Source organism: Bacillus sp. 22446 (assembly GCF_052044955.1).
GTDB lineage: Bacteria > Bacillota > Bacilli > Bacillales > Bacillaceae > Bacillus > Bacillus altitudinis.
In genome coordinates this window covers 104,278-126,653 of the sequence record NZ_JBQEOD010000004.1, presented here as the reverse complement: position 1 = coordinate 126,653, position 22,376 = coordinate 104,278, and the positions used below count along the sequence as shown (strand labels likewise).

Genomic DNA, 22,376 nt, shown 5'->3' with positions numbered 1-22,376 from the left:
GTACAGAAAGTAATATACCATATCCTTTTCCCCAGATGCAACAACTTTGTTCACATTTATGATTCCCAACTCTTTTGGATTGATCCGAACATGAAAAACTCCCTTTCCATGACTGAAAAGGGAGTCGTTTTTTATGAAAATAGATACGATACAGCCTCTGAGATGGCGGCCTTTCCTTGATCAATACAATCAGGGATTCCGACACCTTCAAAAGCAGCACCTGTGATATAAACACCAGGATATGATTGCTTAAACGTTTCTCGCATGTTCGAAATAGCTTTCTGATGACCGACGTGATACTGCGGCATACTTGTCTTCCAGCGAGTCACTGTCGTCAATTCTGGATCTGCTTTAATATCCATGATTTTCTTTAAATCTTCTAGCACGATGCTGACAATTTGACTGTCTGACTGTTCGACAATCGATTCGTCTCCAGCTTTTCCAACATACGCACGCAATAGCGTTTTTCCTTTCGGAGCGGTATGCGGCCATTTTTTGTTTGTCCATGTACAGGCCGTAATAGAGAAATCACTGTTTCTTGAGATGACAAAACCAGTGCCGTCATAATCATTATGAACATCCTCATCTTTAAAACCGAGTGCTACTGTTGCAACTGAAGTAGAGGTCATGTCATGCAAATACTCTAGCCCTGCTTCTTTAGGGAAAATGGAATGAATCGATTGATGCGGCGTCGTGACAATGGCTGAATCGGCAAAAAGCGTTTGACCGCTGTCTAATTGCACACCGTAGCCCCCATCGGTTTTTTCAATCTGCTTCACTTTTGTCCCTTTATAAATCGTTGTCAGCTTGAGCTTGCTTTCTACTGCTTCAACAAGCGCTTGCAGTCCTTGATTGATCGTTTGGAACTGCCCTTGTTTTTTCGCTGTCACTTGCTGTGCTTTCGCATTCTGCTGTGATTTTTTCATCCCAAGAATCAAACTGCGATGCTTTTGTTCTGTTTGATAAAACTGCGGGAAGGTGGACATTAAGCTGAGACGGTCAATGTCACCTGCATAAATGCCTGATAGCAGAGGTTCGATTAAATTCTCAACTACTTCATCACCGACACGTCTTCTAAAAAATTCACCGAGCGACTGATCTTCTGTCTGCTTGCTTTTTGGCAAGACGAAATCCATTGCGGCTCTCGCTTTTCCTGCAACAGAAAAAAGACCGGTTGTGATGAATGGGCTGATTTGAGTTGGAATACCCATGACAGCACCCTTTGGCATCGGGTGAAGCTTTTCATTGACCAGTACATATGCTTGTCCAGTTTCATTATTGACGAGCTGATCGGACAGACCGACATCTTTCGCAAGCTGAGGCCCACTGACCTTTCTTTCTAAAAATGAATCAGGTCCACGTTCAATAATGTAGCCATCTTTATATAATGTTTGTATTTTTCCACCTAGCCTAGGGCTTGCTTCAATAAGTGATATTTGAATGGGAAGACCTTTTTCTTCGACTTCCTTTTCCAAATAGAAGGCGGCGGCTAAACCAGTGATGCCACCGCCAATGATGACAAGGTGTTTTTGATTGTCATGCATAGGATCGCCTTCTTTTATATAATTACTTGCTTTCGTCAAGCTTCTTTAATACAACAGTTGCGAGAGCATCAATAAATGCTGGTTTCGCATTTGGCATTTCTGGACGATAGTAGGCTGCGCCAATTTCATCTGTCACGACTTTACATTCATAATCGTTGTCGTATAAGACTTCAAGATGATCAGCGACAAAACCAACAGGCACATACACGAATGTTTGATAGCCTTTTTGTTCAAATAAGTCCCTCGTTAAGTCTTGTACGTCTGGTCCAAGCCATGGATCCGGCGTATTGCCTTCACTTTGCCAGCCAATTTCATAATGTTCAATTCCTGCACCTTCTGCAATCATTTTAGCAGACTGTGCGAGCTGATCAGGATATGGATCTCCTGCTGCAATAATTTTTTCAGGAAGGCTGTGTGCAGACACAATAAGTACTGCTGAATCTCTTTCCTCTTGACTCATTGATGCATACGTATCCTTCACTTGCTTGACCCAATAGTCCACAAACTTCGGTTCATCGTACCAGCTTTCAACAGAAGTAATGTTCAGATGACCAAGCTTTTCTGCTTCATCTTGTGCACGTTTGTTATACGATTTCACACTAAATGTGGAGAAGTGCGGTGCAAGGACAATACTCACCGCTTCTGTGATGCCATCTCGGTGCATGTCAGCGACTGCATCTTCAATGAAAGGCTCAATATGTTTTAACCCAATGTATACATGAAATTCAATCTCGTCTTGGATCTCATTCAAATGTTCACACAAACCATTTGCCTGCTGTTCTGTAATTTTTGATAAAGGAGAAATGCCGCCAATTGCCTTGTAGCGATCCTTTAAATCTTGCAGCATTTCCGGCTCCGGCTTTCTGCCTCTACGGATATGTGTATAGTAACGTTCAATGTCTTCTTCTTTATATGGGGTGCCATATGCCATGACAAGTAGCCCCATTTTCTTTTTCTCCACAACCAACACTCCTTCAGATCATTTGAAATCATTTAGATGGATGTCTTTTTATGTTTAGCTGAATAATCGTGAATAAAATCTGTCAGCTTCTTTAACGTGTCTGGTGAAACATCAGGAAATACCCCATGACCTAAGTTAAAGATGAATTGATCTGATTTCATCCCTTGATCTAAAATCGCTGCTGCTCTTTCTTCAATCACTTCCCAAGGAGAAAGTAAAATCGTTGGATCAAGGTTTCCTTGTAACGTTTTTGTTAAGCCTTCTTTTCGCGCTTCGTCTATACTCATACGCCAATCCAGTCCAACGACATCAAGGGGCAAGTCATGCCAATCTTTGGCCAGATGGCTCGCACCGACACCATACATAATCATTGGTACGTTTTCAGACTTCAGCTCTGTGAAAATACGCTGCATGACAGGCTTAATGAAGGTCCGGTAATCTGCTGCATTTAAAGCGCCAACCCAAGAGTCGAAGATTTGAAATGCTCGGACGCCTGCTTTTACCTGAGCGCGTATGTATGTGATCGTCATATCGGCTAATTTATTCATCAAAAGCATCCATGTCTCTGGCTCACTGTACATGAGCGCCTTTGTTTTATGATAATTTTTAGATGGACCGCCTTCGATCATATAGCTTGCCATCGTAAAAGGTGCACCTGCGAAACCAATCAGCGGAACATTCAACTGCTCCTCTGTTAACAGCTTGATCGTATCAAGCACATACGGCAGGTCTTCTTCAGGATGAAGCTCTCCAAGACGCTGGATATCTGCCTTTGTCCGAATAGGCGAGTCAATCACTGGTCCAATTCCATTTTTAATTTCAACATCCACTCCAATAGCTGGAAGCGGAGTCATAATATCTTTATATAAAATAGCGGCATCTACACCATATTGTTCTACAGGAAGTCTTGTTACGTAAGCACATAACTCTGGCTGATGCGTAATTTCAAATAGCCCGTATTTTTCTTTAAGGGCACGATATTCAGGCTGCGAGCGTCCTGCCTGTCTCATATACCAAACCGGTACATGGTCTGTTTTTTCCCCTTTGCACGCCTTTAAGAACGTGTCATTAAAAGCCTTCGTTTTTCCCATTACCTTTCATTCCACCTTTCGCCTCACACTCTCTTTGTATAAGGCTCAAACACTGCTTTTACTATACCGCTTTTTCAAGGCTCGGTATACTAAAGCGGCTCAATGTTCAAAAAATCGCCGAATATTAACGTCCAAAAGCCTCTGGCTTGATATAAGCACTGCCTTCGCCTTCTTCTTGTGTTTGAGTATTGTATGGAACAACCTTATACTGCGCATCTGAAAACACATTTGCATACGGCATTGTGTAGCTGTTTGTTCCTGTTACAGAATCGATCAGGGTCTCGCTTCCATTCCTCTTTTCATAAATACGATATTCAACGCGTTTGTCTTCCTGTTCATCCCATGACAGCTCCAATGTAAAGAGCCCTTTGATTTTAAATGCATAACGTGCTTCAAAGCCTGACAGTCCTTCTAAATGGATTGGCGATTGAAGTTCTTTAATTCCCTCTGGTTTTTGGAAGGTTTCATTGGTTATTTGGGCTGTCGTTAAAATATCTTTCATTAACTGCACTGGATACTGACTGCCGCCAGTTAAATAATGACTGTTATCCGTTTTGTCATACCCCATCCAGATTGCCCCTGTTGTACTAGGCGTGTATCCAGCAAACCAAGCATCTTTCGTTGCCCCTTTGACACCGGAATACGTAGTTGTACCTGTTTTACCAGCCAAATCTCCAGCGTATGAGCCGCTCTGAGCGGTTCCGCCTTTGACGACCTGTTGAAGCATTCTTGTCATATTCCAAGCATTCTGAACGCTAAACACTCGTTCTTCTTTGTTTCGATTTTTTTCAACGGTTTCTCCATCATCATTCGTGATTTTCTGAATAAAGAACGGCTTTTTATAGACGCCTTCATTTGCAAATGTATGAAATGCTCCAGCTATCTGCAACGGAGAAACCCCTTTTTCTAAACCGCCAAGCGCTATGGCAAGTCCTTTATCCGAAATATCCATCCCCATTTTCTCAAGATAGGATTTAGACGTATCGATGCCAAGCTGGCTTAACGTCCATACGGCAGATGTATTTTTACTTTTCATGAGAGCCTCTACCATCGTGACCCTGCCCTCGTACTGTCCATCGTAGTTCTTTGGAGAATAGCCGTCATAGCTTTTTTCTTTGTCCTCAAGCAGTGAATACGGTCTGAATTTTTTCTCCTGCATCGCTGGACCATATACTGCGATCGGCTTGAAGACAGAACCAGGCTGTCTAACAGCTGTGACTCTGTTATAGCCTCTTGCCTGATATTCTCGTCCGCCTATTGCTGCTTTTACACCACCAGATGCGTTGTCAATAAACACAGCGCTTCCTTCAGGTGACCCGCTTTTTCCCGGGAAATAACGATTGTTTTTCATCGCATCATAGGCAACTTTTTGCAAATTCATATCGATTGGTACCGTAATGGTATAGCCGCCTTGAAGCAATTGTTCATGCGAAATCGAATACTGTGATTCTGCTTCTTTAATCATGAGATCTACATAACTGTCCACCCAAGGGGTTTCTGATTTCTTTTTTAAATGAATACCAAGTGTTCTTCCTTTTGCTTCAACTGTTTCTGTAGAAGACAAATATCCTTGTTCATTCATTAAATTCAGGATGGTATCCCGTCTTTGTTTATTTTTATCTGGGTGTAGAACAGGGGAATACGTTGAAGGTGCCTTTGGCATGGCAGCAAGTGTAGCTCCTTCACTGACAGTGAGATCTTTTACATCTTTACTAAAATAGTAATTGGCCGCTGCTTGGATCCCATAGACGCCATGACCAAAGTAAAGCTGATTCAAATACATTTCAAGCAGCTTGTCCTTTGAATAATCTCTTTCTAAATTGATCGCAATAATGACTTCTTTTGTTTTTCGAAGAAACGTTTTATCATTTGTGAGAAAGATATTTTTGGCGAGCTGCTGGGTGATGGTACTGCCGCCTTCTACCTTTCCACCTGCTAATATATCTCGATAAACCGCCCTTGAAATCGATTGTGCATCAATTCCGTGGTGCTCATAAAAGCGCTTGTCCTCTACAGCAACAAAAGCTTTCGCTACTTTATCTGGGACCTCTTTTAATGACACAGGGTCCCGATTTTCTGAATACATGCTTGTGAGTTCTTTTCCATTCTGATCAATGATTTTCGAGGAAGCGTGAAAAACAAGCTTCTTCTCATCTATGACATAATGTCCTAAAAATAAAATGGTCAGATAGCCAATAAATGAAAGCACGATTGTACTTCCTGCAATGACTAATGGAATGATTATCTTCTTTTTCTTCAAATTAGGTCACCTCATTCCTTTATACGGATAGTATGGGATGTATTGCTTCATAATATGTTTTATGGATTGACTACCAAAGAATTATATATCATTCTTTTGTTATACTATCAAGCAGGAGGCGGTTTAGATGAATTTCTATATTACATATGGAACAGCAGACTTTTTGCAAAAAATCGCAAAAAAACATCATCTTGAAAATCTGCTTTATACGGTCGGTAAGGAACAAGCGGCTCTTTTTCATGAAACGGAGGGTGAGACAGTCTTTAAAGCACCCCATGCCTATGATGTGATTTATACAAAAGGTGAGCTCGTCCAATCTGGCTTTGTCACGCTGAATCATATCCCTGTAAAGCTCGAAAGCAGAGCGCTTTTTGAATCCACCTTTCAGAAAAAAACAAACATGTCAGAGCACCAGCGCGGCTTTCAGGCGCTTCGTGTGTTAAGACCAAAAAAGGATGAAGAAGTGTACTTGATATTGACCCTTTGGGAATCTGAAGACTTATTTCAAGACTTCCAAGAGTCGGAAGCGTTCTTTCAGCCGCACGAGGATACTGGCTCCATCTTCTCTCGTCCTGCCTATCTGACATCCTATCATGCCGTCATAGACCATTAAGGAAGTGCTGCTTTTCGCACTTCTTTTTTTCATAAAAAAAAGCCCTTCTGCTGGGCTTTCACCGCTTATCTCTAAGCTCGTACCGATGAATGATTGGCTGAAGTACATAAAAATTCAGCAAGATCCATCCTAATAAGATTGGCCATTTGAGCATAGGTGAAGCACCTTTCATCTGAATAAGTAGTACCAACAGTGGAATCAAACAAATCATCAAAAAGCTCATCTTCGAAACGAACGTTTCTTTGATTTGATGCCGGCAGCTTGGACAAAGCATCATTCTCGTATGCGATAAATGAAATTTTTCGACGAAAGAAAATGCTTTTGAACAATTTGGACAGCTTCCCAATGCCACTCCCCCTTTTTCAAGCTTCATACTTAACCTTCGACTTTTATGTAAAATGACCTTTTCTGTCATTCTCGACATCCTCTTCTGTTGAAAGATTCTAACAATTACCATACAATCAGTAAAAGAGCCTAAAGGAGGTTTTCGGATCAATGACAGTATCCACTTTACACAAAAGGATCAATGAACGTCTTGATGAACATTATGAGGAAATGGTTGAAATTAGACGCCATCTCCATATGAATCCAGAACTTTCTTTTCAGGAAGAGGAAACCGCTGCTTACATCGCTCAATATTATGACAGATTACATATCCCAACACGCACACATGTAGGCGGACATGGTGTACTCGCTTTTATTGAAGGAGCTTCCCCTGGACCGACCATTGCACTGAGAGCTGATTTTGATGCACTTCCCATTCATGATGAAAAGGATGTACCTTACCGTTCAACAAAACCTGGCGTCATGCATGCATGCGGTCACGATGGCCACACAGCAACACTTCTCGTCTTAGCGAAGATCTTACATGAGCACCGAGATCAATTAAAAGGAAAAATCGTCCTTATTCATCAACACGCTGAAGAATATGCCCCCGGCGGTGCGAAACCAATGATTGAAGATGGCTGTTTAGACGGTGTTGACGTCATTTTCGGCACCCACCTTTGGTCCTCAGAGCCATGCGGCACTGTTCTTTATAAAAGCGGGAACTTTATGGCAGCCGCCGATCGTTTCTCTATTCAGGTGCAAGGTAAAGGCGGACATGGCGCACAGCCGCACCTGACGAAAGATGCCGTACTCATCGGTTCACAAATTGTAGCCAATCTTCAGCAGGTTGTGGCCCGTAAAGTCAACCCGATTGATTCTGCGGTGGTATCTGTAGGGGGATTTGTCGCTGAAAATGCCTTTAACGTCATTGCAGATTCGGCCGTGCTAACAGGTACTGCACGTTCCTTTGAAGAGAGTGCACGCCATATCATTGAACGTGAAATTGAACAGGTGGTGAAAGGTGTCTGCCACATGCACGATGCCTCTTTTACTTATGAATATGTAAGAGGCTATCCTGCAGTCAAAAATCACCCTGCACCAACTGAATATATAGCAGAAATAGCCAAACAGACAGAAGGAGTCACAGAAGTAAAAGAAGCAGAAACCCAAATGGGCGGAGAAGACTTTGCTTACTACCTTCAGCATGTTCCTGGTACTTTCTTCTACACAGGCGCTATGCCAGAAAACAGCCAAGATGTGTATCCACATCACCATCCGAAATTTGATATTAACGAAAACGCAATGCCTGTCGCAGCAAAGGTACTCGCTCATGCCGTCCTTTCCTACGATGAATAAAAAAAAGCCGCTGCCACCAGCGGCTTTTCTATTTCGATTCTTTCAACACTCTCAAGTGAAACACATGGCGTGCGACTTCACCAAGCTGTCCTGTCAGCTGATGATTTGCCACCCCACCAACAGCGGCACCGACCACAGGCATTAATTGAAACAGCTTCACAAGGTCAATATAATCTCGATATTCCTGCTGAAAGCTATACCAATCCATTTCTTCCCGGGTTGTTTCCCATTCTTCAATGAGTTTCATCATTTTTTGACGGTGTGCACTGCTTGAAAAGGCGAGTTGAAAAATACAAAGCAAAAAGAGCCTTTCCTCTTTTTGAGACAAATCAAATCCATATATACTGGCAAGCTCATATAGACATTTCATTTTAATACTCAAAAGGAGAGGGAAATCCGCCATTCCGAGAAACAATCCACCCGCACCTGTGCCAATTCCTTCAATCGCAGCGGCCTTTTGATAATATGTCACCTTTTCCTTTGCCAGCTCATTTCGCTCTACTATAGACAATTGTTCATCAATGACTGTAAATGAAGTAAAATGGCTTCCTGATACAGTGGATTCAACCATTGTTTTCACCGCACTTGTGATGACTTGATGAAATCGAGCAGGGATTCGGCGATTCACTTGCTGCTGAACACCTTTTGAAAACCGCTCGATCTTGGATGGTTTTCTTAAAAAACGCATTTGAAAAAAAATGGCCTCTTCATACAGTTCCCGTTCAGCTGCATTCATCCCAGTACCCTCCTTGGTGACATCATACACACGCTGTAAAAAATGCTTATCTCATCTTTTTTAATCTGCTTTGTACGTAAGGCTTGAATAGGACAAGCACAAATACCAATGAAATGAGAAGAGCAAGTCCGCTTCCCTTCCATCCACCTGCTGGGAAAACGGCGGAGCTCAGTACAATTGACTGGATGATGAGTACATTTCGTACGAGAACAAAAAAGCTTCGATCTTTTTCTTGCTGAGACACAGGATAAAGTGCCTGTAACGACAGATGAGCAAAATGCTTTGTTAACGGGACAAGCTGTACACCTGTGATAAAGACTGTAAACAAGACAAGTAATGCCCCCACCCAGCCTGCTGCACCTGTATACAAGAGGATGAGCACAAACACGACCGTTAACCTAAACACAAGACCAAAATAGTCATTTGAACGTAAAAACGCCCTCACATACATATAAGAAAAAGCTTTACGCTGTTCATAAGGGACAAACTGCAAGACCCAGTCCATATACGCCCTTCTTTTCACTTGTTTCTTTAAATGAGGGACATCCGTAAATAAGTTTGCCAAGCGGTAAAAACGCTGTTTTCGTTTTAACTCATCAGAAATATGCAATTCCCATTGAAAGGGCTGTTTTTTTACTGCATTTGTTAGATAAATGAGATAGACAGCATATAAAAGATAAAAAACAATGGCAATGGCATAAGCTGCTTGTAAAACGGTATACATTAACATTGTATTGAGCAGAAAACGAATCACTGCATCAATCCATCTGACATGTTTCCCTTGAAAATAAGTGATTCTCCACTGAATCGCTGTATTCAGACCTTTTATTAAGATCATTTGCGCCAAAATGAGCACATATAGCATCAGATCGCCTGAGGAGACAGCCGAATATAGCGGAAGTGCAATAATGGACACGGCAATCAAAGGAAATAACTGAGAAATGAAGCTAAAGTTAAACGCTTGTTTTAAATAAGGGTCCATCTTAGCTTCCAAAGGAAGCATAAACACAAGATCTGCCTCTTTGATCAACGTTCGCACGTAAGAACTAGTCAGTACCAATGAGAAAACAACTGCCATGACCCAATAGGATGGGAAGTGAGCTGGAATATGCTTCAGCCAATTACTGTACCAACTCGCCCCGCCTGCAAGGAAAAAAATGAGCACAATCACAAGATGATCGTTGAACATATATTTTAAATATTTTCTTGTTTCTTGTACGTGTTCTTCTAATCGTGATTTCCAAATGGTTTGCGTTGTTTTACTCATAGCTTTCTTCCTTTGTTAATTCCAAATAAAGATCATCGAGTGTCGCATCTCTCATGTTGAACTGCTCTCTTAGTTCTGTCAGTGTTCCTTTCGCTCTAATTTCCCCTTCATGCAAAATAATAAAGGAATCACAATAACGTTCCGCTGTGGCTAAAATATGCGTTGACATCAGAACACTTGCGCCATTTTGTTTCGCCGCATTCATACGTTCTAATAGTGCGTTGATCGCAAGCGGATCAAGCCCTAAAAACGGCTCATCGATAATATACAACTCTGGCTCCACAAGAAACGCACACATAATCATCACCTTCTGCTTCATCCCTTTAGAAAAATGAGCAGGGAACCATTTCAATCGCTTCTCCATTCGGAATTCCTTCAGCAAAGACGGCAGACGTTCTTCTAATTGTTCTTTTGAAAGGCCGTAAGCCACCGCTGTCAGCTCTAAATGCTCTTTTAACGTTAATTCTTCATATAAGACAGGTGTCTCTGGAATAAACGTAAATTGTGAACGATACGCCTCTTGATCTTCTTGAAGGGTTCGTCCGTTTAGCTCAATGGCCCCTTTATGAGGTTTCATTAATCCAATAATATGACGAATGGTTGTACTTTTTCCCGCCCCGTTTAAGCCAATGAGACCAACGATTTGGTTTCTTTCTAATTCAAATGAAATATTTTTCAGAACGGGATTCTTTGTATATCCACCCGTTACATCTTTTACAGTTAGAAGGGACATCAGTTCGTTCCTTTCTTTCTTTTTTCCTTTATAGTACCAAAAACGAAAGACAATTTGAAATGTTTACCTATAGACAACTCATGAATAAAACATCGGCATACTGGTCATCATAATGTATGTAGAAGAAATGAACTTGATGACCAATACGTAAATGAGGTGTTTGTTAAAGGCAATAACCGCATGACAAATTGGTTTTTCATCTAAAAACCTTAGCTTCTGTTTTGCTTCACTGATTCTTGATTTTTGTGTCCTATACAAATATGTATACGACGAACCAAAACGTCAAATGAGGTGTTTACGGCAGAAATAGCAGGCATATGAATTCTTTATTTCAGTAAATAGAGAATTCAAAAGGCATATCAAATGAAAGCATCAGCATTTCTTCTGCAGGAGCAGGATGAGCGACCAAAGGAGTTCGCTTGTCCTGTTTTCTTTTTTGCTTCTTTTTGTGATACGATAAAGGAAAAATAATGAGGAGTGACATGGCGTGAGCGACTGCATTTTTTGCAAGATCATTGATGGAGACATTCCATGTGCAAAAGTATATGAAGACGAGCATGTATTGGCTTTTCTTGATATCAGCCAAGTAACAAAAGGACATACCCTTGTAATCCCGAAAATACATAAAGAAAACATTTATGACATGACACCAGAAGTGTCTAATCATTACTTCCAAGCGATTCCAAAAATCGCTAGAGCCATCAAACAAGAATTTGAACCAATTGGTTTAAACCTTCTGAACAACAACGGTGCAAAAGCCGGGCAATCTGTGTTCCATTACCATATGCACATCATTCCACGTTATGGCAAAGGCGACGGCTTTGGTGCCGTATGGAAATCTCACCAAGATCAATATACATCAGAGGATTTAAAAGACATTTCTTCTGCCATCCATACGCGCCTTACCTCATCTTAATTGATGAGGTTTTTCTTTTTTTCACTTCTTTTCTGTGATTATCCTCTGAATCGTAAGATATTTAGGACGATTCAAATTTTTTGTCCAAATGCTTCAAATTTGTGATAGGATGGTTTTATCTTTTGATCCATTAACGCGAGAAATAGGGAGAGATTGTGATGAAGCGAACGACGAATTTTAATGCTGGTCCGGCGGCGCTGCCGCTAGAAGTGCTTCAAAAAGCACAGGAAGAACTTGTTGATTTTAAACAAACCGGGATGTCTGTGATGGAACTTTCTCATCGCAGCGGTGAGTATGAAGAAGTCCACAATAAAGCGAAAGCACTCTTGGTAGAATTGATGGACATTCCAGAAGATTATGAGGTCCTCTTTTTACAAGGCGGGGCAAGTCTTCAATTTGCAATGATTCCGATGAACTTCTTACATGAAGGCGAAACGGCTCATTTCATCCAAACAGGTGCTTGGTCAGAGAAAGCCTTGTCAGAAGCAAAAGGGTTTGGTGAAACATCAGTGTTTGCCTCAAGTGAAGACGACAACTATTCGTATATTCCAGATGTAGATGCTTCCGTTTTAAATGACGGTGCTTACTTGCACATCACATCGAACAATACCATTTTCGGTACTCAGTGGAAAACGTTCCCAAACACGTCACTCCCGCTTATTGCCGACATGTCCAGTGATATTCTCAGCAAAAAAATAGACGTGTCTTCATTTGATTTGATTTATGCCGGGGCACAAAAAAATCTAGGGCCTTCTGGTATCACGATTGTGATCGCGCGCAAACGTTTATTAGAGAAAGAAAAAAGCGGCACACCTAAAATTTTAAAATATTCAACACATGCCAAAGCCAATTCTCTTTATCACACACCACCGACTTTTGCGGTTTACATGCTGTCCCTTGTCTTGGAGCATGTGAAACAGGCGGGCGGCGTAGAAGCAGCAGAAAAACGCAATGAACAAAAAGCAGCGCTTCTGTATGATACGATTGATCAAAGCGGCGGTTTTTACAAAGGACATGCACGTGCTGACAGCCGTTCACATATGAATGTCACGTTTACCCTGCGTGATGATGCACTCACTGCATCCTTTGTGGAGAAAGCAAAACAAGAACAAATGGTTGGACTCGCCGGCCATCGTTCTGTTGGCGGATGCAGAGCCTCGATTTACAACGCCGTCTCTATAGAAGACTGCCAAAAGCTTGCGGACTTTATGAAAAAGTTCCAGCAAGAAAATGAGTAAAAAGGCTTTTCTATCGTGAAATAAATTTGTTATAATAACGAGAAATATAAAGTCATGACTCTTGCAATAAATGATCAGCCATATTATTGGAGAGTTCTAAGAGCTTAGCAGAGGAGAGCATAGAAATGAAAACAAAAGAATTAGTGATTATGTCATTACTTGCAGCAATGGGAGCTGTTTTGCATACGATTTTCCCGCCCATCTTTTTCGGAATGAAACCTGATATGATGCTGGTCATGATGTTTTTAAGCATCATCCTTTTTCCGAAGGTACAGCATGTCGTTGTGATCGCCCTAGTTACTGGGGTCATTTCCGCTTTGACAACAGGTTTTCCAGGCGGACAAATTCCAAATATGATTGATAAACCGGTGACAGCCTTTATCTTCTTAGCCCTTTTCTTATCTTGCCAGAAGATCAAGAACAAAGTCGTTCTGACCGCTGTACTCACCGCTGTTGGGACCGTCGTATCGGGCGTGATTTTCCTATCTGCCGCTTTACTGATTACTGGACTGCCGGCTGCGTTACCAGCACTTCTTGTAGGTGTTGTCCTGCCAGCAACTGTGATCAATACGATAGCTATGGTATTTGTCTTCCCGATTGCTCAGTCGATATTAAAGCGCGCAAGAATGATTGAAGTCGCTTAACGAATAACTGAACCTCTTCATTGGATGAAGAGGTTTTTTCATATTGTTGACAAAGGGCTAAAATGATTTTTTATTTTAGCCCTTTGTCTTCTTTTCAGCATGATTGAAAGCCCTTGAAGTCTAGGAAGGACGAGTACTGGCGCGGAGCGAATTTGACATTCGTGAGCACCAGCACGCAGGACTGACAAAGAATGCGAGGGTTTGTCTACATGCTGGAACCTCTTCATTAGATGAAGAGGTTTTTTTCATGCTTCTATAAAAGAAAAAGGGTAAGCAGCAAAATGGAGAGCGAAATCCCTGCACCTGCCGCACACACAATTGCTTTTTGTCTTAATACATGTTTTGGCGGATAAGACCCTGCATACCCAAGTTGCCTTACATAATGAATAGAACCACCTGCGAAAATCACACACATACACGTAAAAACGAACAGAAAGACAGACAACCTTCTCCCCTCCCTTTTCTTCAAAAGTATGCTAAAATAAAGCAAGCTATGTATGGAAGTTCAATGAAGCTGATCGTCAGCTCAGAGAGAACATGCGAATGTGTAAAATTTGACTAGAGGTGATTGGAATGGCTAGTGGACGTTCTTTATTAACAGGATTATTTGTAGGCGGTCTCCTCGGAGGTGCGGCAGTGCTCCTGACGACTCCCTCTTCTGGCAGAGATGTACGCGGAAAGATGAAAGACGGCTATGACAAATTCGAAGATACGCTGACAAGATTAAAAAGAGATGGACAAGCTTTAAAAGAGCAGATTGTTGAAACCGCAAAAGAAAGTGCTGAGGTCATTAAAGAGGTCGGAACTGAATTGCAAACATCCATTCAGCAATGGCGCGAGGAAATCAAACCTCATCAGCAGGACTTACAAAAGGAAATTCAGGAAATTGAAGAAAAGCTCAAACAACTGGAGAAAACCTTACAAAACTAATATACTCACAAAAAAATATTCGTTTACAAAAGTGTGCGGGGTGCGTATCCCGCACTTTTTTTGTTGAAAAAAGGTTATTTTGTCAATGTTTTTCATGACTTTTAAAAATTCTTGAATTTTCAGCTTTATTAATCTTTATTTTATTGGCATAATAGAATTACAAGAAAAAGAGAAGTAGGTGAAATGGATGAATCATTCGGAACAGCCTTTCGATGTAAAAGAAGCACTTTTATTCAGTCAAAGAATGGCCCAATTGAGCAAAGCTCTTTGGAAATCCATTGAAAAGGACTGGCAGCAGTGGATCAAACCGTATAACCTAAATATCAATGAACATCATATTTTGTGGATTGCGTATCAATTAAAAGGAGCTTCAATATCAGAAATTGCAAAGTTTGGCGTCATGCATGTATCAACGGCGTTTAACTTCTCTAAAAAATTAGAGGAAAGAGGATTTTTAAAATTTTCTAAAAAGTTAAACGATAAACGCAATACGTATATTGAACTAACGCCAAAAGGCGAAGAGACATTCCATAAACTACTCGAAGATTACGACCCAGCCCGAACTGGTATTGTCAAAGGCGCACAGCCGCTTCATGACATTTACGGAAAGTTCCCTGAAATTTTAGAAATGATGTGTATTATCCGAAACATTTATGGTGAGGATTTCATGGAGATTTTTGAGAAATCGTTTTCAAACATTGAGAAGGACTTTTTGAATGAGCGTGGGAAAGTCACGAAAAAGCCTGAAGAACTTGAAGACTCAGCGGAGGAAAAAGCGGCTAAAGCAAATCAAATTGTTTAATGATCTTTATAAATTCATTCATTAACGGCTGAAACAGCCCTTGATCATGCAAAGCAAAAATCGTCTCATGAACATCCAGCTTTTCAATTAACTGTCCCGCAAACAGCGCAAGGAGATCGTCGAACATGACGTAGCCTTGTGCTTTTTGCTTGTCCATTTCATCTGAGAGCTCAGCACAAATACGCTCAATGTCCTTTGCCTCTTCTTTCGATACACGCTGCCGGATCAATAGCGCATAATATGGATAACGGCTCATATCTGTCGCCGTCAGTAACAGTTCCATATAATATTCGAGCTGGCTCATTCGTTCCTCAATACTCATGTACGTTCCCTCTTTCTCTTAGTCACTCTATTTTAGCCGAAATTACTCATTGACGAAAGAGACGAACCTCCCTCTTATGTCTTTTTTTCTTGAAAAACCCAAAGTTTCCTCTCTTTATTCCATATGAATGTAACAATTTATTTTTTTTCTTGAAAACCATTGATTTTTATCCTCAGGAAGAGTAAATTATCTTGAGATATTCAATTAGTTTTTTTGAGATTGGAAGGATGAAAAATGAATTGTTGGAAGACCATTAATCTTGAAAAGGATTATGGTTATACGAGAATGATGATTTCAGCCATATGTCTGACTGTATTTTTTTTCATTATGGCATTTTTATGTTTTCAACTGACTCATCCTGAAACGAGACTCAGCAGTCACAATGCACCACTTTTTGTCGTGCTTTTACTTGCGACATTGCTTGTCCACCGCGTGGTTCACTTGATCCCAGTCATGAAACATAAGAAAAAAATGACGTTATTTAAACGAAATTGCTGGCAGCGCGTGCCTAAGAGAGTGATGCTTTTCTCACTGCTCAGCCCGTTTTGTGTCATCTCACCTGTTTACTTTGTTTTAGGAATGGCATTTCCAATGTACGCACACTATTTTATCATGATCGCAAGTATTCATGCAGGCTATTGTTTGCCTGACTTTTTATTTGCTTGGAAACTGCTAAAAGCGCCAAAATCATGCATTATTGATCAAGCCCAAGACGAGTTTGATATTTTAGTTGACCCAACTTCCTCATCATGAGGTTTTTAAAGCCAACTTCTATCTTTTTCATAAAAAATTTGGTAATGTAGTATGGGAATAGCATAGAGAGGGGGGATCTCCGATAGTTTTATTTTACTTCATCGTCTTTGCCGCGTTTATTGTGTATTCAATAAACAGGCTTACTAATACATTATGCCTTGTCAGAGAGATTCCTGAAGAACGGCAAGATAAGGTGTTTCGCTTTATCAATGTATCGATACTGATCTTACTGATCTCATCATTTGTTGAAATTACCATATCTATTTAAGATCAAAGCAAAAGCTGCCTGTTTGATGGCAGCTTTTTGTGTATGATGATCTATTAGCAAATCCACGATGCACCGATAATGATCAATAAGATGAATAACACGACGACTAGTGCAAAACCGCCAGCAAAGACTTCTCCTCCCATGTGAAAACACCTCCTGCCAGTTCTTCCTCTGTTCTAAGCTCAGTGTATGCAAAAAATTTTAAAACGTTTAGGCACCTGTCATCGTTTTAAAAAAGAACCGCCCGCACGCATGGCAGGACGGCTCCTTTCTGTTACAGCGATTTAATTAATAAAGATATGCTGCACCAACGATGATCAGCAAAATGAATAGCACGACCAATAAAGCAAACCCATTAGAATATCCTGCTCCCATATAATTCAGCCTCCTTTTTGTGATCAATATATGTGTATGTTGGTCGCAAAAATTTGACTAGACGAATGCCCTCCCATTTGCATTTCTTTTTACAGCATGTCACAATATGTTATGATACAAGCAATGATAAATAAATTGGAAAGATTAGGAGTGTTTTTTGAATGAAAAAAATGGCTTTAGCAGCTGTAACAGCAGTAAGTGTTTTAACTCTTGGCGCATGCAGTAGCGGTGACAAAGAAGTGATCGCAACAACAAAATCAGGAGATGTCACAAAAGAAGAGCTTTACACAACACTTAAGAAACAAGCAGGTGGAGATGCTTTAAACCTACTTGTTCAACAAAAGGTTCTTGCTGACAAATACAAAGTATCAGATAAAGAAATTGATAAGAAATTGGAAGAATATAAAAAGACACTTGGTGAAGATCGTTTAAAACAACTTCAAGATGAATTCGGAAAAGATTACATCAAAGATCAAGTAAAATATGAGCTGCTGACTCAAAAGGCTGCCAAAGCTAACATCAAAATCACTGACAAAGAAGTAAAAGCGTATTACGATGACCTAAAAGGAAAAATCCGCGCAAGCCACATTTTAGTTGCTGACAAGAAAACAGCAGATGAAGTAGAAAAGAAATTAGATAAAGGCGAAAAATGGGATGACCTTGTATCTGAATATTCAACTGACACTGCTTCAGCAGCACAAGGCGGCGATGTAGGCTGGTTCGCAAAAGATGGCCAAATGGATGAGAACTTCAGTAAAGCTGCCTTCAAACTAAAAGTAAATGAAATCAGCAAACCAGTAAAATCTCAATTTGGTTACCATATCATTAAAAAGACCGAAGAACGCGGTAAATACGATGACATGAAAGCAGACTTGAAAAAAGAACTGCTTGATCAAAAACAAGCAGATAACAATGAAATTCAAACGATCTTAAACAAATTGGTGAAAGATGCTGATGTGAAAGTAAAAGATAAAGAACTTGAAAATACATTCAAAGAAAAATCTGAGCAAACCACACAACAAACACCAAACCAATAATGAACGAAAAACCCCTCTACATGAACTTGTAGAGGGGTTTTTTTATTCTTATTGATTATGCAATCGAATGGTCCTCATGCTTCGCCGTTTCCTGGGATCGTTTCATTTGCTGTCCTTGACGTCTACGCTCTCTCTCCTGCTCCATTCGTTCGATAAAGATTTCTCCCTCTTTTTCAATAAAGGATTGATCAATCTCTTGCTCCTCTTTGGCTGTCGTCATTAATTTATAGGCACAAAAGATAATACCAATGATACATGCATATACCCACCATGGAAAAAATAACATTGTCTTCGCCTCCTTTTTCAGGACTAATCTCTCTTCCTTCGTGTTACATGCTTATGCGAAAAGAAGACAAGTTATGAAAAAAAACGCCCGCATCAAACGGGCGTTTTATCATGATGATTCATTGTGAAAGGTTGGTTTATAAAACGAACGATTCTCTAGTGCAAAAATACGCTCTGTATATTCTCCTGGCTTCACATGCTCAAGCGCACGATCCATCATGTTCATTTTTGCATCTAAATTATCTATATAGTGGAGAATTTCGGCTTCCTTCACCATTGGTGGTTTAGGACTGCCCCACTCCCCTTTTCCATGATGACTCAGCACTAAATGCTGCAGAATCAGAATTTCCTCAGAATCAATGCCAAGCTCCTCTGCGGCTTTCGCAATTTCTGTCACCATAATAGAAATGTGGCCAATTAAGTTCCCTTCTACTGTATATGTGGTGGAGACAGGACCCGAAAGCTCTTTGACTTTCCCTAAATCATGTAGAATGATCCCTGAATATAAAAGATCTCGATCTAGTGATGGGTATAGATCAACAATGGATTTCGCTAAATGAAGCATCGATACCACGTGATAGGCAAGACCCGAAACAAACTCGTGATGGTTTTTCGTAGCTGCTGGGTAATCAGCGAATTCCTGTCCATATTTCTTCAGCAAATGTCTTGTGACACGCTGAATATTAGGGTTTTTCATATCAAAAATATATTGCATGATGGTATCCATCATATCGTGCTTTGGAATAGGAGCTGTTTCTAGAAAATCATCAATGCGGATTTGCTCGTTTTCAGCAACAGGACGTATATTCCTAAGCTTCAGCTGATTCCTTCCGCGATAATGATGAATATCACCTACTACCTTCACAATGGTTTGCGCAGCATATGTGATTTCATCATTCTGCTTTGCATCCCATAGCTTCGCCTCAATATCTCCACTTTGATCTTGAAGAATTAACGTTAAAAATGGTTTGCCATTACTCGCAATCCCTTTAGTAGATGATTTAATTAATAAATGCAGGTCAACTTGTTCGCCGACGTCATAGGTCATGATCCCTTTAGCCATTCAATAAATGCTCCTTCCATGTTTCTGCTCATATAAGTATAACATAAGTCATAATTTGTCAATCATTCCACTACTAAACTCGTAATCTGCCCGTCTTCCGCTGCTTGTTTCATATAATGATGACAAGTGAAATAAAACAGCTGTGTTTCAAAACGAGTGAGTTCACTCATCAGCTCCAGCACCCTGTCTAGACGGACATGATCAAAGTGAACGAAACTGTCATCCATCATAAATGGGAGCTGACAATCTTGCTGGTGGGACAAAGCAAGTGCAAAACGAATCGAGAGATAAATTTGCTCACATGTTGCTTGTGAAAGCTCCTCCGGGCGGAATAGGCGTCCATCCCTCCGTTTCACAATCAGACGGTCATCTTCGGCAGAAAATAAAATCACTTCATATCGATCATTCGTTAACGGCTGAATAAATCGGGAAGCTGTTTGGAGGAGTGCTGGTAGCCTCGTTTCTTTATGCTCATTGAGTTTCTCTCGAATGACGGAACGAACGAGCTGAATAGCCGCCCATTTTTTCGCTAGATGCTTTGCCTGCTCCTGCTCTACAGCAAGCTGATGAGTCAAATCAGACACTGTACCTGATGCTTCTATTTGGCGTATTTCTACTGCTAATTCTGCCAAGCGTTTTTTCATATTCGTCACATTCTCTTGCATGTCATTCAGACGTCTTTTTGCTTGTGCACACTGCTCCTCAAGGGTGCGTAAACCTTTACGGACAATGACCTCTTCCTCATCTATATAACCGCTTTTGTGCAGCTCTTGGTTCTGCTGCTGCAAATTGTACAGCCGCTCACGGTATTCTTTGGATAGATGAGACAGGACATGATAATCTTCTTTTGACGCTGCTTCTACTTTTCGAAAAAGCTCGTCCGTTTGTTTTTCATAATATTGAACTTCTCCTTCTAATGTTGTCAGCTGCTGCTCTACATGCTGAATGGATACGTGCAATGTCTGACGTTCTTTTTCTCTTTTTTCCTCATCTTTCAATATCTCTTGAAAGGCTGAGATATTCTCTTGAATGGTCCCTTCTTTTCTTTGAAGGAGACTCATGAGCGCTGAAACTCTTTGCTCGTAGGTCGATTGCTGCTGTGTGAGCATCTTTATTTCCTTGTTAAGCGCCTCATATGCCGCTGTATTCGCTTTTAATTGTTTCAAGATATGGAAAGCTTCCACAAGGAATGAGAGCTCTGAGGACAACCCCAGCTGCCTTCTCATATCTTCTACTTGCTGCTGTACAGGTTCCAGTTCCCGCTCCCAGTCTTCATATTGCTGTATCATTCTTTCGTATAAAAGCTCCTTTTGCTTCACTAGCGTTTCAGCTGAAGCTGTTTGAACTTGAAAAGAATGATAGGCGTTACTGTCGTTTGCTTCCTTCATCTGAGTCTGTTTAAGCACTGGATAAATAGCAATCAAGATAAATACGGAAAATCCTGCAAACAGTAACGTCACCCAGCTCTCTGCTAAAACGAATAAGACCGTGAGAATGATAGCACATAGCACGAACATCAGCGGGAATAACCACACTCTGGAATGCTTCTGTTTCACTGTAGCCCTTGTGCCCCTGACATCTTCTGCATCTTGCTCTTTAACGGGCTGTTCCTTTAATCCTTTTAGAGCGGTTTCCGCTTCTTCTAGCTCATGTCTTGCATGATCAAACCGGTCATCGAGCTGCGTTTTCCTATCCATTAAACGAACGTATTGGCTCACAGCCTCTTTTAATTCCCACTCAAAGTCAAGTGAATCATCCAGCTGGTCAAGCTTGATTGGACGCTGCCACTTCAGCTTCGCTGATGCTTCTTCTATTTTTTGTTTCAAAGAATTCTGCTCTGTTTTCCCTTCTGCTAAGCGTTTCTTCACAAGTTCAGCATCAGATGATTCAGCTATGACTCGCTTCATCTCCAATACCGTATCCTTGTCATAGAGTGGCTGAACTTGCGTGAGCGACGTTTGCAAATGATCTAATTTTTGTTTCAGTGCCGTCACTTGCGCCTTTTTTGGGTGAAGGTGTGATTCTAATTTATCAAGTTCATGCGCGGTTTCCGGTCTAAACCGTTTGACTCGTTCTGGATAACTAGCCAAATCTTTTTTTAACTCTATCTTGTTTTCTATCATAGGATAAAGTCGAATATGTTCAGTCAAAAGCTGAATCTCTTCTTCAGTCTGTCTCATTTCATGCTGAAGCATTTCTACCTTTTCGGTTAATTCAGCTTGTTCTTTTTTCTTTGCGGTATAACGACTTTCTACCAATTTGGCCTGTTTTAACTTACCTGACAGCTCTTTTACATGATCAAGCTGCTGATTTAATTCAGGCTTACGTCCATTCGGTTTAAAAAGCTGCTCCTGCTGTTTTAGCAGCCTGCTGTCCATTTTGGATGCCGAATCTGAGCCAAACAAACTTGAAAAGAGTAGAAATTCCCCTATTTGATCTTGATTTAATGCTTGTACATTTTGCAGACCAAACACGTCAAAAGAATAGATCGATTGGTATAATCTGCGATCCGTTCCCTTTAACATCGCATGTAGAAACGCTTCATCTTTCACTTCACCATTTGGCAGCAACACCTGAGCTTGTCCGCCATGATCAGATGTTCTTTCAATATGAATCACACCTAATTCTTCATCTAAACATGTAAGAGACCCGCCATAAAATGAGCCATGCTTTGGCTTATACATATGGCTTTTGGAAAAACCAAATAACATCGATTCAATAAACGCCTTCAATGTCGTTTTCCCCGATTCATTCAGGCCATAAACTAACTGAAAACCGTCATCAGAAAAGTGGAAGGTTTGATTGGAAAATTTCCCGAAATTCGCAATATGGAGTGAACGTATTTTCATCATACC

The 22,376-nt window shown here is 40.8% G+C and carries 25 protein-coding genes; 10 read left to right on the top strand and 15 right to left on the bottom strand.

Features of this window, described 5'->3' with window-relative positions:
• Nucleotides 1–131: 131 nt before the first annotated feature.
• The 4 genes from hemY to ACTJJD_RS10440 all read right to left on the bottom strand — a co-directional run bounded on the left by hemY (nucleotide 132) and on the right by ACTJJD_RS10440 (nucleotide 5,856).
• On the bottom strand, nucleotides 132–1,544 hold the full coding sequence (gene hemY / locus ACTJJD_RS10455; protein ID WP_440608364.1) for a protoporphyrinogen oxidase: 1,413 nt from the start codon (nucleotides 1,542–1,544) through the stop codon (nucleotides 132–134).
• A 22-nt stretch (nucleotides 1,545–1,566) separates the two neighbouring features.
• A complete protein-coding gene (gene hemH / locus ACTJJD_RS10450) occupies nucleotides 1,567–2,505 on the bottom strand; it encodes a ferrochelatase (protein WP_281201503.1) in 939 nt (312 codons plus the stop codon).
• Between the two features lie 32 nt (nucleotides 2,506–2,537).
• Nucleotides 2,538–3,596 (bottom strand): uroporphyrinogen decarboxylase, encoded by a 1,059-nt coding sequence (gene hemE / locus ACTJJD_RS10445; protein WP_025207037.1) that lies wholly within the window; start codon nucleotides 3,594–3,596, stop codon nucleotides 2,538–2,540.
• Nucleotides 3,597–3,720: 124 nt separating this feature from the next.
• Nucleotides 3,721–5,856 carry a transglycosylase domain-containing protein gene (locus ACTJJD_RS10440; RefSeq protein ID WP_017360307.1) on the bottom strand — a complete coding sequence of 712 codons (2,136 nt, stop codon included), beginning with the start codon at nucleotides 5,854–5,856 and terminating at the stop codon, nucleotides 3,721–3,723.
• Between the two features lie 127 nt (nucleotides 5,857–5,983).
• Here ACTJJD_RS10440 and ACTJJD_RS10435 point away from each other — a divergent pair, with 127 nt between their 5' ends.
• The gene (locus ACTJJD_RS10435; protein WP_007497177.1) at nucleotides 5,984–6,469 is read left to right on the top strand and encodes an antibiotic biosynthesis monooxygenase family protein; all 486 of its coding nucleotides are present in this window, start codon (nucleotides 5,984–5,986) and stop codon (nucleotides 6,467–6,469) included.
• 58 nt (nucleotides 6,470–6,527) lie between these two features.
• On the opposite strand, the gene ACTJJD_RS10430 is transcribed toward ACTJJD_RS10435, so the two are convergent.
• Nucleotides 6,528–6,821, bottom strand: coding sequence for a hypothetical protein (locus ACTJJD_RS10430; RefSeq protein ID WP_224562986.1), 294 nt, complete (start codon nucleotides 6,819–6,821; stop codon nucleotides 6,528–6,530).
• Between the two features lie 143 nt (nucleotides 6,822–6,964).
• On the opposite strand from ACTJJD_RS10430, the gene ACTJJD_RS10425 reads away from it, so the two are divergent.
• Complete coding sequence (locus ACTJJD_RS10425) at nucleotides 6,965–8,152, top strand: M20 family metallopeptidase (RefSeq protein ID WP_281201504.1); 1,188 nt, start codon at nucleotides 6,965–6,967, stop codon at nucleotides 8,150–8,152.
• Nucleotides 8,153–8,180: 28 nt separating this feature from the next.
• On the opposite strand, the gene ACTJJD_RS10420 is transcribed toward ACTJJD_RS10425, so the two are convergent.
• Genes ACTJJD_RS10420 through ACTJJD_RS10410 form a run of 3 tightly spaced genes read right to left on the bottom strand, consistent with a single transcriptional unit; the run spans nucleotide 8,181 to nucleotide 10,888 of the window.
• Complete coding sequence (locus ACTJJD_RS10420) at nucleotides 8,181–8,888, bottom strand: EcsC family protein (RefSeq protein ID WP_440608363.1); 708 nt, start codon at nucleotides 8,886–8,888, stop codon at nucleotides 8,181–8,183.
• A gap of 46 nt (nucleotides 8,889–8,934) precedes the next feature.
• On the bottom strand, nucleotides 8,935–10,155 hold the full coding sequence (locus tag ACTJJD_RS10415; protein WP_007497169.1) for an ABC transporter permease: 1,221 nt from the start codon (nucleotides 10,153–10,155) through the stop codon (nucleotides 8,935–8,937).
• Nucleotides 10,148–10,888: an ABC transporter ATP-binding protein gene (locus ACTJJD_RS10410; protein ID WP_440608362.1), complete on the bottom strand. Its 741-nt coding sequence runs from the start codon at nucleotides 10,886–10,888 to the stop codon at nucleotides 10,148–10,150. The genes ACTJJD_RS10415 and ACTJJD_RS10410 overlap by 8 nt, the downstream gene beginning before the upstream one ends.
• 487 nt (nucleotides 10,889–11,375) lie before the next feature.
• On the opposite strand from ACTJJD_RS10410, the gene ACTJJD_RS10405 reads away from it, so the two are divergent.
• The 3 genes from ACTJJD_RS10405 to ACTJJD_RS10395 all read left to right on the top strand — a co-directional run bounded on the left by ACTJJD_RS10405 (nucleotide 11,376) and on the right by ACTJJD_RS10395 (nucleotide 13,686).
• Nucleotides 11,376–11,804: an HIT family protein gene (locus tag ACTJJD_RS10405; RefSeq protein ID WP_440608361.1), complete on the top strand. Its 429-nt coding sequence runs from the start codon at nucleotides 11,376–11,378 to the stop codon at nucleotides 11,802–11,804.
• Nucleotides 11,805–11,962: 158 nt separating this feature from the next.
• Nucleotides 11,963–13,042 carry a 3-phosphoserine/phosphohydroxythreonine transaminase gene (gene serC / locus ACTJJD_RS10400; protein WP_440608360.1) on the top strand — a complete coding sequence of 360 codons (1,080 nt, stop codon included), beginning with the start codon at nucleotides 11,963–11,965 and terminating at the stop codon, nucleotides 13,040–13,042.
• A gap of 125 nt (nucleotides 13,043–13,167) precedes the next feature.
• The gene (locus ACTJJD_RS10395; protein ID WP_008348886.1) at nucleotides 13,168–13,686 is read left to right on the top strand and encodes a tryptophan transporter; all 519 of its coding nucleotides are present in this window, start codon (nucleotides 13,168–13,170) and stop codon (nucleotides 13,684–13,686) included.
• Between the two features lie 253 nt (nucleotides 13,687–13,939).
• On the opposite strand, the gene ACTJJD_RS10390 is transcribed toward ACTJJD_RS10395, so the two are convergent.
• The gene (locus tag ACTJJD_RS10390) at nucleotides 13,940–14,131 is read right to left on the bottom strand and encodes a hypothetical protein (protein ID WP_008348888.1); all 192 of its coding nucleotides are present in this window, start codon (nucleotides 14,129–14,131) and stop codon (nucleotides 13,940–13,942) included.
• Nucleotides 14,132–14,259: 128 nt separating this feature from the next.
• Here ACTJJD_RS10390 and ACTJJD_RS10385 point away from each other — a divergent pair, with 128 nt between their 5' ends.
• Together ACTJJD_RS10385 and ACTJJD_RS10380 are read left to right on the top strand one after the other, a co-directional pair.
• Nucleotides 14,260–14,616, top strand: a complete 357-nt coding sequence (locus tag ACTJJD_RS10385; RefSeq protein ID WP_007497160.1) for a YtxH domain-containing protein — start codon at nucleotides 14,260–14,262, stop codon at nucleotides 14,614–14,616.
• 187 nt (nucleotides 14,617–14,803) lie between these two features.
• Nucleotides 14,804–15,418 carry an HTH-type transcriptional regulator Hpr gene (locus tag ACTJJD_RS10380; protein WP_008348891.1) on the top strand — a complete coding sequence of 205 codons (615 nt, stop codon included), beginning with the start codon at nucleotides 14,804–14,806 and terminating at the stop codon, nucleotides 15,416–15,418.
• Here the strand turns inward: ACTJJD_RS10380 and ACTJJD_RS10375 are convergent.
• A complete protein-coding gene (locus ACTJJD_RS10375; RefSeq protein ID WP_007497157.1) occupies nucleotides 15,396–15,740 on the bottom strand; it encodes a YhaI family protein in 345 nt (114 codons plus the stop codon). The genes ACTJJD_RS10380 and ACTJJD_RS10375 overlap by 23 nt on opposite strands.
• Before the next feature lie 234 nt (nucleotides 15,741–15,974).
• On the opposite strand from ACTJJD_RS10375, the gene ACTJJD_RS10370 reads away from it, so the two are divergent.
• Complete coding sequence (locus ACTJJD_RS10370; RefSeq protein WP_007497155.1) at nucleotides 15,975–16,493, top strand: DUF3267 domain-containing protein; 519 nt, start codon at nucleotides 15,975–15,977, stop codon at nucleotides 16,491–16,493.
• An 82-nt stretch (nucleotides 16,494–16,575) separates the two neighbouring features.
• Entirely contained in the window at nucleotides 16,576–16,761 is a 186-nt protein-coding gene (locus ACTJJD_RS10365; RefSeq protein ID WP_072368131.1) for a hypothetical protein, read from the top strand.
• Between the two features lie 53 nt (nucleotides 16,762–16,814).
• On the opposite strand, the gene ACTJJD_RS10360 is transcribed toward ACTJJD_RS10365, so the two are convergent.
• Nucleotides 16,815–16,904 carry a YjcZ family sporulation protein gene (locus ACTJJD_RS10360; RefSeq protein WP_017360317.1) on the bottom strand — a complete coding sequence of 30 codons (90 nt, stop codon included), beginning with the start codon at nucleotides 16,902–16,904 and terminating at the stop codon, nucleotides 16,815–16,817.
• 145 nt (nucleotides 16,905–17,049) lie between these two features.
• On the bottom strand, nucleotides 17,050–17,136 hold the full coding sequence (locus tag ACTJJD_RS10355) for a YjcZ family sporulation protein (RefSeq protein ID WP_008361129.1): 87 nt from the start codon (nucleotides 17,134–17,136) through the stop codon (nucleotides 17,050–17,052).
• Between the two features lie 161 nt (nucleotides 17,137–17,297).
• On the opposite strand from ACTJJD_RS10355, the gene ACTJJD_RS10350 reads away from it, so the two are divergent.
• Complete coding sequence (locus ACTJJD_RS10350) at nucleotides 17,298–18,173, top strand: peptidylprolyl isomerase (protein WP_008348897.1); 876 nt, start codon at nucleotides 17,298–17,300, stop codon at nucleotides 18,171–18,173.
• Between the two features lie 55 nt (nucleotides 18,174–18,228).
• On the opposite strand, the gene ACTJJD_RS10345 is transcribed toward ACTJJD_RS10350, so the two are convergent.
• The 3 genes from ACTJJD_RS10345 to ACTJJD_RS10335 form a co-directional block, all read right to left on the bottom strand.
• Nucleotides 18,229–18,459, bottom strand: coding sequence for a sporulation YhaL family protein (locus tag ACTJJD_RS10345; RefSeq protein WP_017360318.1), 231 nt, complete (start codon nucleotides 18,457–18,459; stop codon nucleotides 18,229–18,231).
• 108 nt (nucleotides 18,460–18,567) lie between these two features.
• Nucleotides 18,568–19,521, bottom strand: a complete 954-nt coding sequence (yhaM, locus tag ACTJJD_RS10340; protein WP_052321011.1) for a 3'-5' exoribonuclease YhaM — start codon at nucleotides 19,519–19,521, stop codon at nucleotides 18,568–18,570.
• Between the two features lie 62 nt (nucleotides 19,522–19,583).
• Nucleotides 19,584–22,370: an AAA family ATPase gene (locus ACTJJD_RS10335; RefSeq protein WP_440599917.1), complete on the bottom strand. Its 2,787-nt coding sequence runs from the start codon at nucleotides 22,368–22,370 to the stop codon at nucleotides 19,584–19,586.
• Nucleotides 22,371–22,376 lie beyond the last annotated feature (6 nt).